Origin of the sequence: Pseudomonas sp. NFX5, assembly GCF_049132125.1 — a bacterium.
GTDB classification, from domain to species: domain Bacteria; phylum Pseudomonadota; class Gammaproteobacteria; order Pseudomonadales; family Pseudomonadaceae; genus Aquipseudomonas; species Aquipseudomonas marginalis.
This window is the reverse complement of sequence record NZ_JAFMZG010000017.1, coordinates 18981-32181: the sequence shown is the minus strand read 5'-3', so window position 1 is coordinate 32181 and position 13201 is coordinate 18981. Positions and strand designations below refer to the sequence as shown.

The 13201-nt window shown below is 61.3% G+C and carries 12 protein-coding genes and 1 riboswitch; of the genes, 5 read left to right on the top strand and 7 right to left on the bottom strand.

Annotated features, from left to right (window positions below; all coding sequences use genetic code 11):
• Positions 1 to 34 precede the first annotated feature (34 nt).
• Complete coding sequence (locus J1N02_RS11275; RefSeq protein WP_027606059.1) at positions 35 to 1441, bottom strand: adenosylmethionine--8-amino-7-oxononanoate transaminase; 1407 nt, start codon at positions 1439 to 1441, stop codon at positions 35 to 37.
• A gap of 273 nt (positions 1442 to 1714) precedes the next feature.
• Here J1N02_RS11275 and J1N02_RS11270 point away from each other — a divergent pair, with 273 nt between their 5' ends.
• Positions 1715 to 2266 carry a cytochrome b gene (locus tag J1N02_RS11270; RefSeq protein ID WP_027606058.1) on the top strand — a complete coding sequence of 184 codons (552 nt, stop codon included), beginning with the start codon at positions 1715 to 1717 and terminating at the stop codon, positions 2264 to 2266.
• Positions 2267 to 2298: 32 nt separating this feature from the next.
• Entirely contained in the window at positions 2299 to 2877 is a 579-nt protein-coding gene (locus tag J1N02_RS11265) for a YceI family protein (RefSeq protein WP_027606057.1), read from the top strand.
• 303 nt (positions 2878 to 3180) lie between these two features.
• Here J1N02_RS11265 and J1N02_RS11260 read toward each other — a convergent pair whose 3' ends face one another.
• The 5 genes from J1N02_RS11260 to ahcY form a co-directional block, all read right to left on the bottom strand.
• Positions 3181 to 5067, bottom strand: a complete 1887-nt coding sequence (locus J1N02_RS11260) for a DEAD/DEAH box helicase (RefSeq protein ID WP_027606056.1) — start codon at positions 5065 to 5067, stop codon at positions 3181 to 3183.
• Positions 5068 to 5288: 221 nt separating this feature from the next.
• Positions 5289 to 6080 (bottom strand): substrate-binding periplasmic protein, encoded by a 792-nt coding sequence (locus tag J1N02_RS11255; RefSeq protein ID WP_092355642.1) that lies wholly within the window; start codon positions 6078 to 6080, stop codon positions 5289 to 5291.
• A gap of 63 nt (positions 6081 to 6143) precedes the next feature.
• Complete coding sequence (locus J1N02_RS11250) at positions 6144 to 7226, bottom strand: hypothetical protein (RefSeq protein WP_027606054.1); 1083 nt, start codon at positions 7224 to 7226, stop codon at positions 6144 to 6146.
• 83 nt (positions 7227 to 7309) lie between these two features.
• Positions 7310 to 8155, bottom strand: a complete 846-nt coding sequence (gene metF, locus J1N02_RS11245) for a methylenetetrahydrofolate reductase [NAD(P)H] (protein ID WP_368961602.1) — start codon at positions 8153 to 8155, stop codon at positions 7310 to 7312.
• Positions 8156 to 8225: 70 nt separating this feature from the next.
• The gene (gene ahcY / locus J1N02_RS11240; RefSeq protein ID WP_027606052.1) at positions 8226 to 9635 is read right to left on the bottom strand and encodes an adenosylhomocysteinase; all 1410 of its coding nucleotides are present in this window, start codon (positions 9633 to 9635) and stop codon (positions 8226 to 8228) included.
• A gap of 21 nt (positions 9636 to 9656) precedes the next feature.
• Positions 9657 to 9763, bottom strand: a riboswitch (S-adenosyl-L-homocysteine riboswitch).
• Between the two features lie 199 nt (positions 9764 to 9962).
• On the opposite strand from ahcY, the gene J1N02_RS11235 reads away from it, so the two are divergent.
• Positions 9963 to 10367 (top strand): acyl-CoA thioesterase, encoded by a 405-nt coding sequence (locus J1N02_RS11235; protein WP_027606051.1) that lies wholly within the window; start codon positions 9963 to 9965, stop codon positions 10365 to 10367.
• 76 nt (positions 10368 to 10443) lie between these two features.
• Positions 10444 to 11331: a formate/nitrite transporter family protein gene (locus J1N02_RS11230; RefSeq protein ID WP_421147358.1), complete on the top strand. Its 888-nt coding sequence runs from the start codon at positions 10444 to 10446 to the stop codon at positions 11329 to 11331.
• On the opposite strand, the gene J1N02_RS11225 is transcribed toward J1N02_RS11230, so the two are convergent.
• Complete coding sequence (locus tag J1N02_RS11225; protein WP_027606049.1) at positions 11325 to 12584, bottom strand: cation:proton antiporter; 1260 nt, start codon at positions 12582 to 12584, stop codon at positions 11325 to 11327. The genes J1N02_RS11230 and J1N02_RS11225 overlap by 7 nt on opposite strands.
• Positions 12585 to 12776: 192 nt before the next feature.
• Between J1N02_RS11225 and J1N02_RS11220 the strand changes: the two genes are divergently transcribed.
• On the top strand, positions 12777 to 13163 hold the full coding sequence (locus J1N02_RS11220; protein ID WP_090401689.1) for an MAPEG family protein: 387 nt from the start codon (positions 12777 to 12779) through the stop codon (positions 13161 to 13163).
• Positions 13164 to 13201 lie beyond the last annotated feature (38 nt).

The following is a 13201-nucleotide window of genomic DNA, read 5'->3' as shown; positions in this document are numbered from 1 at the left end:
GGTTCTCTGGAAAAAGGTGTAGGTGTGCCGGCAATCAACCCGGATCGCGGAAACCAGGGTGGAAATCCTTCGGCACCGCCACGCTGACTTTACTGTTGGTGGCGATATCGATGCCTTCGCTGGCGACTTCGGCGAGGAAGTCGATCTGCTCCGGTGTAATCACATAGGGCGGGAGGAAATACACCACGCTGCCCAACGGCCGCAACAACGCACCGCGTTCCAGGGCGTGTTCGAACACCTTGAGACCACGGCGCTCCTGCCACGGGTAAGCGGTCTTGGTGGCCTTGTCCTGGACCATCTCGATGGCCAGCACCATTCCGGTCTGGCGTACTTCCGAGACATGCGGATGGTCGACCAGATGAGCCGTTGCCGTGGCCATGCGCCGGGCCAGGGCCTTGTTGTTTTCGATGACGTTGTCTTCTTCGAAAATATCCAGGGTCGCCAGGGCCGCCGCACACGCCAGCGGGTTGCCGGTGTAGCTGTGGGAGTGCAGGAAGGCGCGCAGGGTCGGGTAGTCGTCGTAGAACGCGTCGTAGACGTCATCGGTGGTGACCACGGCGGCCAACGGCAGGTAGCCGCCGGTCAGGGCCTTGGACAAACACAGGAAGTCCGGGCGGATGCCGGCCTGTTCACAGGCGAACAGGGTCCCGGTGCGGCCGAAGCCCACGGCGATTTCATCGTGGATCAGGTGCACGCCATAGCGGTCGCAGGCCTCGCGCAGCAGCTTGAGGTACACCGGGTGGTACATGCGCATGCCGCCGGCGCCCTGGATCAGCGGCTCGACGATCACGGCGGCGACGGTGTCGTGGTGCTCGGCCAGGGTCTGTTCCATGGCCAGGAACATCGTGCGCGAGTGTTCTTCCCAGCTCATGCCCTCGGGGCGCAGGTAGCAATCCGGGCTCGGCACCTTGAGGGTGTCCAGCAGCAGCGCCTTGTAGGTCTCGGTAAACAGCGGCACGTCGCCCACCGACATCGCGGCGATGGTTTCGCCGTGGTAGCTGTTGGTCAGGGTGACGAAGCGTTTTTTGTTTGGCAGGCCACGGTTGAGCCAATAGTGAAAGCTCATCTTCAGCGCGACTTCAATGCACGACGAACCGTTATCGGCATAGAAGCAGCGGGTCAGGCCCTCGGGGGTCATCTTGATCAGGCGCTCGGACAGCTCGATCACCGGCTGGTGGCTGAAACCGGCGAGGATCACGTGTTCCAGCTGGTCGACCTGGTCCTTGATGCGCTGGTTGATGCGCGGGTTGGCGTGGCCGAAGACGTTGACCCACCAGGAGCTGACGGCGTCGAGGTAGCGCTTGCCTTCGAAGTCTTCCAGCCAGACGCCTTCACCGCGCTTGATCGGGATCAGCGGCAGTTGCTGGTGGTCTTTCATCTGGGTGCAGGGATGCCACAGCACCGCGAGGTCGCGTTGCATCCACTGGTTGTTCAAGCCCATCGGTGATCTCCTCGAAGCGGTCCTGCGAGCGGCGCAGGTAAAACAATCGCGCAAGCCTATGCAATGGGCGGCGGTGTCACAACCCATAACGCATGAATTGGCAGTAAACACAGGACGGACTGTCACGTTTCTTCTGGATAGTCCTTAATCCTTGGTTAATTTACTGTTCATACCCTCAAGATCATATTTCTCGATATTTCAAAGCGAAATTTTCCGCTTTAATTCGATAGGTAAATCGCTAGTCTTGGGCGCAGCTCTTACGGGATTAAGTACATGCAGCTACGTAACTCACCGGCCCGTTACGGCTGGGTCAGTATGGTTTTGCACTGGGGCGTGGCCCTGGTGGTGTTCGGCCTGTTCGCCCTGGGCTTGTGGATGGTGGGTTTGGACTACTACAGCGCCTGGCGCAAGGACGCACCGGACCTGCACAAGAGCATCGGCATCACGCTGTTCGCCATCATGCTGGTGCGTATTGTCTGGCGCCTGATCAGCCCGCCGCCTCCGCCGCTGGCCAGTTACAGCCGCTTGACCCGTATCGGTGCCGCGTTTGGCCACGCGTTCCTTTATCTCGGGCTGTTTGCCGTGATGATCGCCGGTTACCTGATTTCCACCGCAGACGGTGTCGGTATCCCGGTGTTTGGCCTGTTCGAAATTCCTGCCGTGGTTTCCGGTCTACCGGACCAGGCAGACACAGCCGGCGTGGTGCACCTGTACCTCGCCTGGGTGTTGGTAGTCTTCGCCGGCCTGCACGGCGTGGCTGCGTTGAAACACCACTTTATCGATCGTGATGCGACCCTGACGAGAATGCTGGGGCGCAAAGCCTGATGTTCAACCTCGACTCACAAGGAATAGAAAGCATGTTGAAAAAGACCCTCGCCGCTCTGGCAATCGGTACAGCGCTGCTGTCTGCAGGTCAGGTGATGGCTGCCGACTACAAGATCGACAAGGAAGGCCAGCACGCCTTCATCGACTGGAAAATCAGCCACCTGGGCTACAGCTACATCCACGGTACCTTCAAGGACTGGGATGGTACGTTCAGCTGGGATGCCGCCAAGCCTGAAGCCAGCAAAATCGCGGTCGACGTGAAAACCGCCAGCCTGTGGTCCAACCACGCCGAACGTGACAAGCACATCGCCAGCAAGGACTTCCTGGATGTCGGCAAGTTCGCCGATGCCAAGTTCGTCTCCACTGCGGTTAAATCCACCGGCGAGAAAACCGCTGATGTGACCGGCGACCTGACCTTCCACGGCGTGACCAAGCCTGTGACCTTCAAGGCCACGTTCAACGGTGAAGGCAAGGATCCATGGGGCGGCGAACGTGCCGGCTTCAACGCCAAGACCACGCTGAACCTGAACGACTTCGGCATCAAGGGCCCTGGCCCGACTTCCCAGACTGTCGACCTGGACATCTCGCTGGAAGGCGTCAAGCAGAAGTAATTTCTGTCCGCACACAAAAAACCGGATCTCAGGATCCGGTTTTTTTTGGCCTGTATTTCCTGTAGTGAGCGAGCTTGCTCGCGCTGGGGCGCGAAGCGGCCCTAATCAGATACACCATGATTCTTCTGGCAGAACACGGTGACAGGTGTTGGGGCTGCTGCGCAGCCCAGCGCGAGCAAGCTCGCTCACCACAGCAAGCTCGCTCACCACAACCAGTTCGCTCATCCCTGGGAACGTGTGGGGAGGAGATAAAAAATGCCCCGCATCTTTCGATGCGAGGCATTTTTCATGGCGCTTTGAAACTCAGCGGTTGCGGGTCAGCAATGCCGGTTTTTCACCACGCGGACGGCCTGGCAGTTGATCCAACTGCTCGGGTGTCGGGAAGCGGTCGGCTTTCGACTCCTTGTGGATGATCTTCGGCGCCGGGCCACCGCGCGGGTTCTGCACGGCTGGCTCGGACAAACGCGGCTGGTCGTCACGGGCCGGGCGGCGGTTGTTGCTGCGCGAATCTTCGCGACGCGCCTGGCCGTCACGCGGTGCACCGTTACGCGGGCCGCTGCGCTTGGCCGGTGGAGTGCCGGTCGTGCCGCCGCTGCTGTTGCGCGGGCCGTTCTGACGACCGCCCTGGGGCTGGCCGCCACGTGGAGCGCCGGCGCCTGCGCCCTGTGCCGGAGCACCTGGACGACGGCCGCGGCCCTGGGCCGGTTTGGCCTGGGGCACGTAGTCCACGCGGTTACCGAAGTTATCCACGTCGTCGTCGAGGAATTCGTCCGGGGCGCGGTCGGCTGCGGCGCGTGGGGGCTGGCTCGGCTGGCGCTGTTCGCGGGCCGGGGTGCCTTCACGGGGCTTCTGCTCACGGGCCGGGCGTTCACCACGGCCGTTGGTTGGCGCTTTTTCCTTGCCGCCCTTGTCCTTGCCCTTGTCGCGACGACCACCGCCACCACCGCCGCCGTTCGGGCCATCGCCCTTCGGACCGCGTGGATTGCGCGGGTTGCGCACGTCCGGACGTTCGCGCACTTCAGGCTTTTCGGCCTCAACGGCGCTGGCATCGAAGCCCATCAGGTCGCCATCGGCGATTTTCTGCTTGGTCATGCGTTCGATGCTTTTCAGCAGTTTCTCTTCGTCCGGGGCAACCAGGGAAATGGCTTCACCCGAACGCCCGGCACGGCCGGTACGGCCGATACGGTGCACGTAGTCTTCGTCGACGTTTGGCAGCTCGAAGTTGACCACGTGTGGCAACTGGTCGATGTCCAGGCCACGGGCGGCGATATCGGTGGCCACCAGGATGCGCACTTCACCGGCCTTGAAGTCGGCCAGGGCCTTGGTGCGGGCGTTCTGGCTCTTGTTGCCGTGGATGGCGACGGCGGTGAGGCCGTGCTTGTCCAGGTACTCGGCCAGGCGGTTCGCGCCGTGCTTGGTGCGGGTGAACACCAGTACCTGTTCCCACGCGCCGGCGGTGATCAGGTGGGCCAGCAGCGCACGCTTGTGGCTGGCGGCCAGGCGGAATACGCGTTGCTCGATACGCTCGACCGTGGTGTTCGGCGGCGTGACCTCGATGCGCTCCGGGTTGTGCAGCAGCTTGCCGGCCAGGGCGGTGATGTCGTTGGAGAACGTTGCCGAGAACAGCAGGTTCTGACGTTTGGCCGGCAGGCGGGCGAGGACCTTCTTCACGTCATGGACAAAGCCCATGTCGAGCATGCGGTCGGCTTCGTCCAGCACGAGGATTTCCACGTGGGACAAATCGACGCTGCCTTGGCCGCACAGGTCGAGCAAACGACCGGGGCACGCCACCAGCACGTCAACACCACGGGACATGGCCTGAACCTGTGGGTTCATGCCGACGCCGCCGAAGATGCAGGCGCTGACGAACTTCAGGTCGCGGGCATACAGCTTGAAGCTGTCGTGCACCTGGGCGGCGAGTTCGCGGGTAGGGGTCAGGACCAGTACGCGCGGTTGGCGCGGGCCGTGACGCTGGGATTTGTCCGGATGACCGTTGGGGAACAACCGCTCCAGAATCGGGAGGGCGAAGCCGCCGGTTTTACCCGTACCTGTCTGAGCCGCAACCATCAGGTCGCGACCTTGCAACACGGCGGGAATAGCCCGCTGTTGCACCGGAGTAGGCTCGGTATAGCCCGCTGCCTCGATGGCGCGGACTAAAGCCTCGGAGAGACCGAGGGAAGCAAAGGACATGAGTAATCCTGTTTTAGTTAGGGCTTGGCCCAGAGGGATAATCTTGCCGGGCGCGAATGGCGCTTAGGGGAGCGCAATCCCGTCCGGTCCTGCTGCGTCTGGCGGGCACTCCACCGGCTCGCGCGGGCTGAAAGCTGCGCAGTAGCGGGGTTGGGTGCCTTTTTCAGGACCTCAGCGGCCGGGCGTAAGCCTGGCGGAAAGGCCGGAGTATAACAGAGCAATCACTGTGCGCCGCTTTCCTGCTGCTCAACGGTGTGTCCGGACGCGGTTATGGCTTGGATTCCACCATATTTGGCGCTTAAAGCGGCGTAGGCCGGTTCCTGTTTGAAGCGCTTGAGCTCGGCGGCAAAGCGTTGCACCAGCAGGTCCATCCCCGCGCCACGGCGTACCGCGAGGTATTGCTGCTGGCGGCTGACCACGATGGGCGCCTGGCTGACCTTGCCTTCCAGGCCCAGGGCCTTGATCACATGCTGGCCGACCCGGCGGTCGGTGATCAGCAGGTCGATGCGTCCCAGCAGCAATTTACCGAAGTTGGCCTCGTGGCTGGGGGCCGGCTCGCGGCTGAACCGGGTGGAGTCGCTGAATGGCGCGCCGTACAGGTAGCCTGGCGAGGTGCCGACAGTGAGGCCGTCCAGCTCGTCGAGGCCTTGGACCGGATGAGGGCGTTCGTTGGCGTAGAACATCACGAATTCCACTTCCGACAACGGTTCGCTGGGGTACAGCAGCAGGGCGTCGCGTTCGTGGCTGTGGAAAATATCCAGTGCGCCATCGGCATGACCCTGATCGAGCATGGCCAGGCAGCGCTTCCAGGGCAGGAACTGCCATTGCACCTCGACCCCCAGGCGCTGGAACACGATCACCGTGGTTTCGTAGTCCAGCCCGTGCATGGCGCCGTGCTCTTCGTACACATAAGGCGCCCAGGGCTCGGTGACAATGCGCAATTTCTCGCCATAAGCGGCGAGGCTCAAGCAAGTAAAAAGCGCAACGGTCAACAGCTTCAGAGTGACGGGCATGCCCCGAGGTTACGACGCCCGTACGCTAAAGAGAAGCGCTGGCACATCCATCTGCGGGCGACGCTATTTTGTCGGTGAGGTCATCAGGTGTTCATAGATGGCTGCACGTCGCTCGCCCAGAATCAGGCGCACCACTGGGTTGGCGAACCAATGTTCGAGCTGGTGCGCATCGACCGGGCTTTTTTGCCGCTCTTCCTGATTCTGCAAAGCCTTGTCCCACCAAACCGGGCCACAGGCCTGGTCGAATTCATTTTCGTGCTCGTAGCAGCCGTAGAGAATTTCGCGGATGAACTGCTGCTTGCGTTTGGGCAAGGCCAGGGTGATCAGCTTGTACATCAAGCGTTGCAATCGCGGCGGGCGGGGCAGGTGGGCAGACACATTGCGGGTGTCGGCCAGGGCCTGGGCGCAGATGGGGTCCGCGGCGTGCTTGGTGACCCACGCCTTGACCTTGGCCCGGAACAACTGCTTGCGGCTCCAGTAGTGGTGGATCAGGTCGGGGCACTGGCGCACATTGAGCGTACGGTACGCGGCCACCGACAGGCAGAACTCTTCCAGGGTGTAGGCACCGTGGGCCATCGGGAACAGCTCGTCCATCAACTCGATCGAGCGATCAAGGATGTGCGCATCTTGCCGGGTCAGGCCCATGACGCCGGAGTTGAGCAGCCACATGTCGTCGTCGGCCAGGCCTTTGTCTGCAAGGTGCCTGGCCAGGGCTTCATACAGTACGCTTTCGCGGTTGTCGCCGTACTTGGCGTGGAAGGCATTGCACAGCACGGTGCCGGGCGCGACACGTTCGAACAGCGCCATGGGCGAGTCGTGAAAAAAGGTATCGGTGTCGATCAACAGCGCCCGTTCCGCTGTTTCCAGCACCTGGCGCAACAGCACGTGCTTGGTGCGGAAATGGTAGCCGTGGGGCTCGCTCCAGCGTCTGCGCGTGGCGTCGTCCAGGGTGTGAACCTGTACCGGCAAGCCGCGATAGGGGGCCGGATTGTCGCTGAACACCTGGATGTCCAATGGCATGCCCTGGGGACCGCCCAGGTGGGCCAGGGCGCTGGCGATGCTGAATACGGCTTCCTGATGATAGGTCTCGGCGCCGAATACCAGGTACACCAGCTGCGGGCGGGGAGTCGGGGACGCTGTATTCATGTACTGCAGGCTTCCTTTCCGGGGATATATAGACGAAAAAAACCCCCGTAATAACGAGGGCCGGGTACAGCGATTAAACCGGCCTAACGTGGCAGTTTAAGGTTGTTCCAGATCGCGAGGCTGGGTTCAGCCTGGTTCAGGGTATAGAAATGCAGGCCTGGTGCGCCACCTTGCAACAATTCTTCACACATATTGCTGATCACCTGTTCGCCGAACGCCTGGATGCTCTTGACGTCGTCGCCATAGGCTTCCAGTTGCTTGCGCACCCAGCGTGGGATCTCAGCACCGCAGGCGTCGGAGAAGCGCGCCAGCTTGCTGTAGTTGGTGATTGGCATGATGCCCGGCACGATCGGGATGTTCACGCCCATGGCGCGTACACGCTCGACGAAGTAGAAGTAGCTGTCGGCGTTGAAGAAGTACTGGGTGATCGCGCTGTCTGCGCCGGCGTTGGCCTTGCGTACGAAATTTTGCAGATCGTCTTCGAAATTACGCGCCTGGGGGTGCATCTCCGGGTAAGCGGCCACTTCGAGATGGAAGTGATCGCCGCTTTCTTCACGAATGAAGCTCACCAGGTCATTGGCGTAGCGCAGCTCACCGCTGGCCATGCCCATGCCGGACGGCAAGTCGCCACGCAGGGCAACGATGCGCTTGATGCCGGCGGCCTTGTATTGAGTGAGCAGGCCGCGCAGGTCGGCCTTGCTGTCGCCCACGCAGGACAAATGCGGAGCGGCGGGAATGTTGACTTCGCTTTCAAGCTGCAAGACGGTGTTGATCGTACGATCGCGGGTCGAGCCGCCGGCGCCGTAGGTGCAGGAGAAGAAGTCGGGGTGGTAAGTGGCCAACTGCTTGGCAGTTGCCATTAGTTTTTCATGCCCAGCATCGGTCTTCGTGGGGAAGAACTCGAAGCTGTAGCGACGGTCTTGGGACATGGTCATACCCTTGGGAACTCGAAAGCCTGTAAGGCGAACCCGCCCCTGAAGGGGCGGGCAGCCAAGCCGATCAGTAGCGGTAAGCGTGCGGCTTGAACGGACCTTCGACGGTCACGCCGATGTAGTCGGCCTGGGTCTTGGTCAGCTGAGTCACCACGCCGCCGAAGCCGCGGACCATTTCCAGGGCCACTTCTTCGTCGAGTTTCTTCGGCAGTACTTCCACGGTCAGGCGCTCGGCTTTCTGGGCTGGCGACAGGTCGGCGTATTTCTGGCCGAACAGGAAGATCTGGGCCAGTACCTGGTTGGCGAACGAGCCGTCCATGATGCGGCTTGGGTGGCCGGTGGCGTTGCCCAGGTTAACCAGGCGGCCTTCGGCCAGCAGGATCAGGTAGTCGTCGTTCTGTGGGTCGAAATCGCCAGCGCCGGTACGGTGAACCTTGTGTACCTGCGGCTTCACTTCTTCCCATGCCCAGTTCTTGCGCATGAAAGCGGTGTCGATCTCGTTGTCGAAGTGACCGATGTTGCACACCACGGCGCGCTTCTTCAGGGCCTTGAGCATGTTGGCATCGCAGACGTTGACGTTACCGGTGGTGGTCACGATCAGGTCGATCTTGCCCAGCAGGGCCTTGTCGATGCTGGCTTCGGTGCCGTCATTGACGCCATCGATGAACGGCGAAACCACTTCGAAACCGTCCATGCAGGCTTGCATGGCGCAGATCGGGTCGACTTCGGAGACTTTAACGATCATGCCTTCCTGGCGCAGGGACTGGGACGAACCCTTGCCCACGTCACCGTAGCCGATCACCAGGGCTTGCTTGCCCGACAGCAGGTGGTCGGTGCCGCGCTTGATGGCATCGTTCAGGCTGTGACGGCAGCCGTACTTGTTGTCGTTCTTGCTCTTGGTCACCGAGTCGTTGACGTTGATGGCCGGGATTTTCAGCTCGCCCTTGGCCAGCATGTCCAGCAGGCGGTGTACGCCGGTGGTGGTTTCTTCGGTCACGCCGTGGACGCGGTCGAGGATCTGCGGGTACTTCTTGTGCAGCAGCTCGGTCAGGTCGCCGCCGTCGTCGAGGATCATGTTGGCATCCCAAGGCGCGCCATCTTTAAGGATGGTTTGCTCCAGGCACCACTCGTACTCTTCTTCGGTCTCGCCTTTCCAGGCGAATACCGGGATACCGGCAGCGGCGATGGCGGCAGCGGCCTGGTCTTGCGTCGAGAAGATGTTGCAGGACGACCAACGCACTTCGGCACCCAGGGCAACCAGGGTTTCGATCAGCACGGCAGTCTGGATGGTCATGTGGATGCAGCCGAGGATCTTCGCGCCCTTGAGCGGTTGCTCGGCGGCATACTTGCGACGCAGGCCCATCAGGGCTGGCATTTCGGATTCGGCGATAAAGGTTTCGCGACGGCCCCAGGCAGCGAGGGACATGTCGGCGACTTTGTAGTCGTTGAAATCTGCAGGCGTAATTACAGCGCTCATGAAGAGCCTCCATTCGTAGTGTGCGAATGGGCGCCGTTGTGCGTTTAGTATCAGGCCAGGGCAACCAGGCCGGACAACGCCCCATCCGAGCCTGACAGGTTGAACCTGCTGCAGCGCCCCTCGGACAGGTGGCGGGAGAAACGGTATCAACTGAAGATGACCGTTTTGAAGCGGGGGCGATTATAGCCGTGTACGCGGCACTTCCCAAGCCTTTCTGTCGGCCATATGAAGATCGCACATGGGGTTGATAGGCAATGGCGCATAGAGCTTGGGGGCAGGCTCTGCCATGATGTTGCCCATCATTCGGCAAGACGCTTTGGAGTGACCATGAACTTCCACACCCGCAAATGGGTAAAACCTGAAGACCTCAACCCCAACGGCACCCTGTTCGGCGGTAGCCTGCTGCGTTGGATCGACGAAGAAGCAGCCATCTACGCCATCGTCCAACTGGGCAACCAGCGTGTTGTGACCAAGTACATCTCCGAAATCAACTTTGTCAGCGCCTCGCGCCAGGGCGACATCATCGAACTCGGGATCACTGCTACCGAGTTTGGCCGCACCTCCATCACCCTCACCTGTGAAGTGCGTAACAAGATCACCCGCAAAAGCATCCTGACTGTAGAGAAGATGGTCTTCGTCAACCTCGGCGAAGACGGTTTGCCGGCACCGCATGGTCGTACCGAGATCAAGTACGTCAAGGATCAGTTCCAGGACGACGGCATCAGCGAGTAAACCTGCGCCGGGCCAGTGAACGCTCTTGATCAACCATAGGTCGTACCTGAACATCGCCCCCCGTTCAGGTATCACCATGGCCACGCAAGAAGACGGCAAGACCCCCAACCTGTCCCAGGAAGAGCAGCAGGACGTCGACAAGAACCAGCCGCCCCGCGCGGCGGTGCTGCATGAAATTATCCGCACCCAGGGCGATCAGGAGCTGGAGCGAAGCGTCGCCGCCTTGTGGTGGTCGGCACTTGCGGCCGGCCTGACCATGGGCCTGTCATTGATGGCCATGGGGCTGCTCAATTCACGCCTTGCGGACGGAGAGGCCTTCAAGGTGATCGCCAGCTTCGGCTACTGCGCAGGCTTTCTCGCGGTGATCCTGGCGCGCCAGCAACTGTTCACTGAAAACACCCTGACCGCCGTGCTGCCGGTGATGAGCAAGCCGACCCTGGCTAATGCCGGACGCCTGTTGCGGTTGTGGTCGGTGGTGCTGGTGGGCAACCTCTGCGGCACGCTGCTGGTGGCCTACGTGATGCTGCACCTGCCGATCTTCGACACCAAGACCGACCTGGCCTTCCTCGAAATCGGGCGCAAGATCATGGAAAACGACGCCGGCCAGATGTTTGCCAAGGGCATCGTCTCCGGTTGGATGATCGCGACCATGGTGTGGATGATCCCGTCGATGGAAAGCGCCAAGATGTGGATCATCATTCTGATCACCTACCTGATGGCCCTGGGGGATTTCACCCATATCGTGGTGGGTTCGGCGGAAGTGTCATACCTGGTGTTTGCCGGCGAGTTGCCGTGGAAGGATTTCTGGCTGGTATTTGCTGGCCCAACCCTGGCCGGCAATATCATCGGTGGCAGCTTTATCTTTGCGTTGATCAGTCATGCGCAGATTCGCAGCGAGAGTAGCTTGCCGGGCAAGCACGCTGCGGACCCGAGGCATCCGCAGCGGATCAACAAGGATCAGTGAACGTCAGGTGCGGCCTGGGGTTCGCCCTGGGTCACGCGCTTGACCAGCTTGCCGATGCTCAACCCCTGCAACAGGATCGACGACAGCACCACGATGTAGGTGATGCTCAGCAGCAGATCGCGCTCCGGGCCCAGTGGCAGGGCCAGCGCCAGTGCCACCGAGACCCCGCCGCGCAGGCCGCCCCAGGTCAGGATACGGATGGTGCCGCGCGGCACTGTGCGCCAGCGGCGCAGCAACAGGATCGCCGGGGCCACGGTCAGCAGGCGCGACAGCAGGATCGCCACCGCCAGCAAACTGGCCGCGAACACGTGCAGCCAGTTGAACGGCAACAGCAGCAGCTCCATGCCGATCAGCGCGAACAGCAGCGCGTTAAGCATGTCGTCCAGCAGTTCCCAGAAGCCGTCCAGGTAGCGCCGGGTCATGTCGTTCATCGCCAGCTTGCGCCCCAGGTTGCCGATGATCAGCCCGGCCACCACCATCGCGATCGGTGCGGAGACGTGCAGTTCGGTGGCCATCGCCGAGCCGCCGATGACCAGGGCGAGGGTCAGCATCACTTCGATCTGGTGCTGTTCGATGCTCTTGATCATCAGGTACACCAGGTAGCCGATGAGCCCGCCGAAGACCACGCCGCCAATTGCCTCATGGGCGAACAGCAAGGCCGTGGCGCCCACGGTAGGCGTCTCGCCCAACTGCGCGATGCCCAGCAATACGGTAAACACCACCACTGCCGTGCCGTCGTTGAACAGGCTCTCGCCCACAATCGTGGTCTTCAGCGGTTTCGACGCATTGGCGGTTCGCAGCACGCCCAGTACCGCAATGGGGTCGGTGGGCGAGATCAGTGCGCCGAACAACAGGCAGTAAAGGAAGCTCACGTGCCAGCCAAACAGGGCGAAGATGTAATACGCCAGGCTGCCGATCACCACGGTGGCGATCAATACGCCGAAGGTGGCCAGCAGGCCGATGGGCCAGCGGTAGCTGCGCAGGTCGTTCAAGTTGACGTGCAAGGCGCCGGCGAACAGCAGGAACGACAGCATCCAGTTCATCAGCAGGTCGCCGAAGTCGATCTGGCCGATCAATTGCTGGATGCGCTCCTCAAGGCCTGGGTAGCCGAGCACGCTCAGGCCTTGCAGGATCAGGGAGAACAGCAGGGCCGTGACCATCACGCCGATGGTGGGCGGCAGGCCGATAAAGCGGAAGTTCACATAGGTGAGCAGGGTTGTGAGGCAAATAAAGGCGGCGACAAGTTCAAGCATCCGGGGTCCTTGGAAGGTGGGGGTGGGTTGTTAATGGGGGATGGACCGCAGTGGCGGCGTGAGGTTGCAACGTCTTGGGTGAAAGTGCGGTAGAACCTTTCGGTGTCGCGCGGCTCATAGCGGTTAGGTGCGACATTGGGTTTTTAGTGCTAGAACTCTAATCGCTGCATAAAACGACAAAAGGACTGAGTGATGACGGCTGCTTTCTGGTGTGTGTTGATCGCGATTTTCCTGCCTTACCTGTGCACGGGCGTGGCCAAGTTCAGTGGCGGCAAGTTCGGGCCGCGGCAGAACCACGACCCGCGTGCTTTCCTGGATACCCTTGAAGGGGTTGCCAAGCGCGCCCACAGTGCGCAGCTCAACAGCTTTGAAGTCACCCCCGCCTTTGCCGCCGCGGTGATTATCGCCCACCTGGCCGGCACGGCCGAACTGGTGACCATCAATGTGCTGGCGGTGCTGTTTATCACCAGCCGCCTGCTGTACATCATTTGCTACCTGGCCGACTGGGCGATACTGCGCTCGCTGGTGTGGGCGGTGGGCATGGCGTTGATTGCGAGCTTCTTCTTCGTGTCGATCTGACTTGTGACGCAGATCCAGTTGTGGGGGGCACCCCTCCC

Excerpts from the sequence above, each read along its gene's own strand:
- ahcY (WP_027606052.1), bottom strand. The coding sequence starts at position 9,635 with ATGAGCGCTGTAATTACGCCTGCAGATTTCAACGACTACAAAGTCGCC.
- J1N02_RS11230 (WP_421147358.1), top strand. The coding sequence starts at position 10,444 with ATGGCCACGCAAGAAGACGGCAAGACCCCCAACCTGTCCCAGGAAGAG.
- J1N02_RS11275 (WP_027606059.1), bottom strand. The coding sequence starts at position 1,441 with ATGGGCTTGAACAACCAGTGGATGCAACGCGACCTCGCGGTGCTGTGG.
- metF (WP_368961602.1), bottom strand. The coding sequence starts at position 8,155 with ATGTCCCAAGACCGTCGCTACAGCTTCGAGTTCTTCCCCACGAAGACC.
- J1N02_RS11260 (WP_027606056.1), bottom strand. The coding sequence starts at position 5,067 with ATGTCCTTTGCTTCCCTCGGTCTCTCCGAGGCTTTAGTCCGCGCCATC.
- J1N02_RS11250 (WP_027606054.1), bottom strand. The coding sequence starts at position 7,226 with ATGAATACAGCGTCCCCGACTCCCCGCCCGCAGCTGGTGTACCTGGTA.
- J1N02_RS11265 (WP_027606057.1), top strand. The coding sequence starts at position 2,299 with ATGTTGAAAAAGACCCTCGCCGCTCTGGCAATCGGTACAGCGCTGCTG.
- J1N02_RS11235 (WP_027606051.1), top strand. The coding sequence starts at position 9,963 with ATGAACTTCCACACCCGCAAATGGGTAAAACCTGAAGACCTCAACCCC.
- J1N02_RS11255 (WP_092355642.1), bottom strand. The coding sequence starts at position 6,080 with ATGCCCGTCACTCTGAAGCTGTTGACCGTTGCGCTTTTTACTTGCTTG.
- J1N02_RS11220 (WP_090401689.1), top strand. The coding sequence starts at position 12,777 with ATGACGGCTGCTTTCTGGTGTGTGTTGATCGCGATTTTCCTGCCTTAC.
- J1N02_RS11225 (WP_027606049.1), bottom strand. The coding sequence starts at position 12,584 with ATGCTTGAACTTGTCGCCGCCTTTATTTGCCTCACAACCCTGCTCACC.
- J1N02_RS11270 (WP_027606058.1), top strand. The coding sequence starts at position 1,715 with ATGCAGCTACGTAACTCACCGGCCCGTTACGGCTGGGTCAGTATGGTT.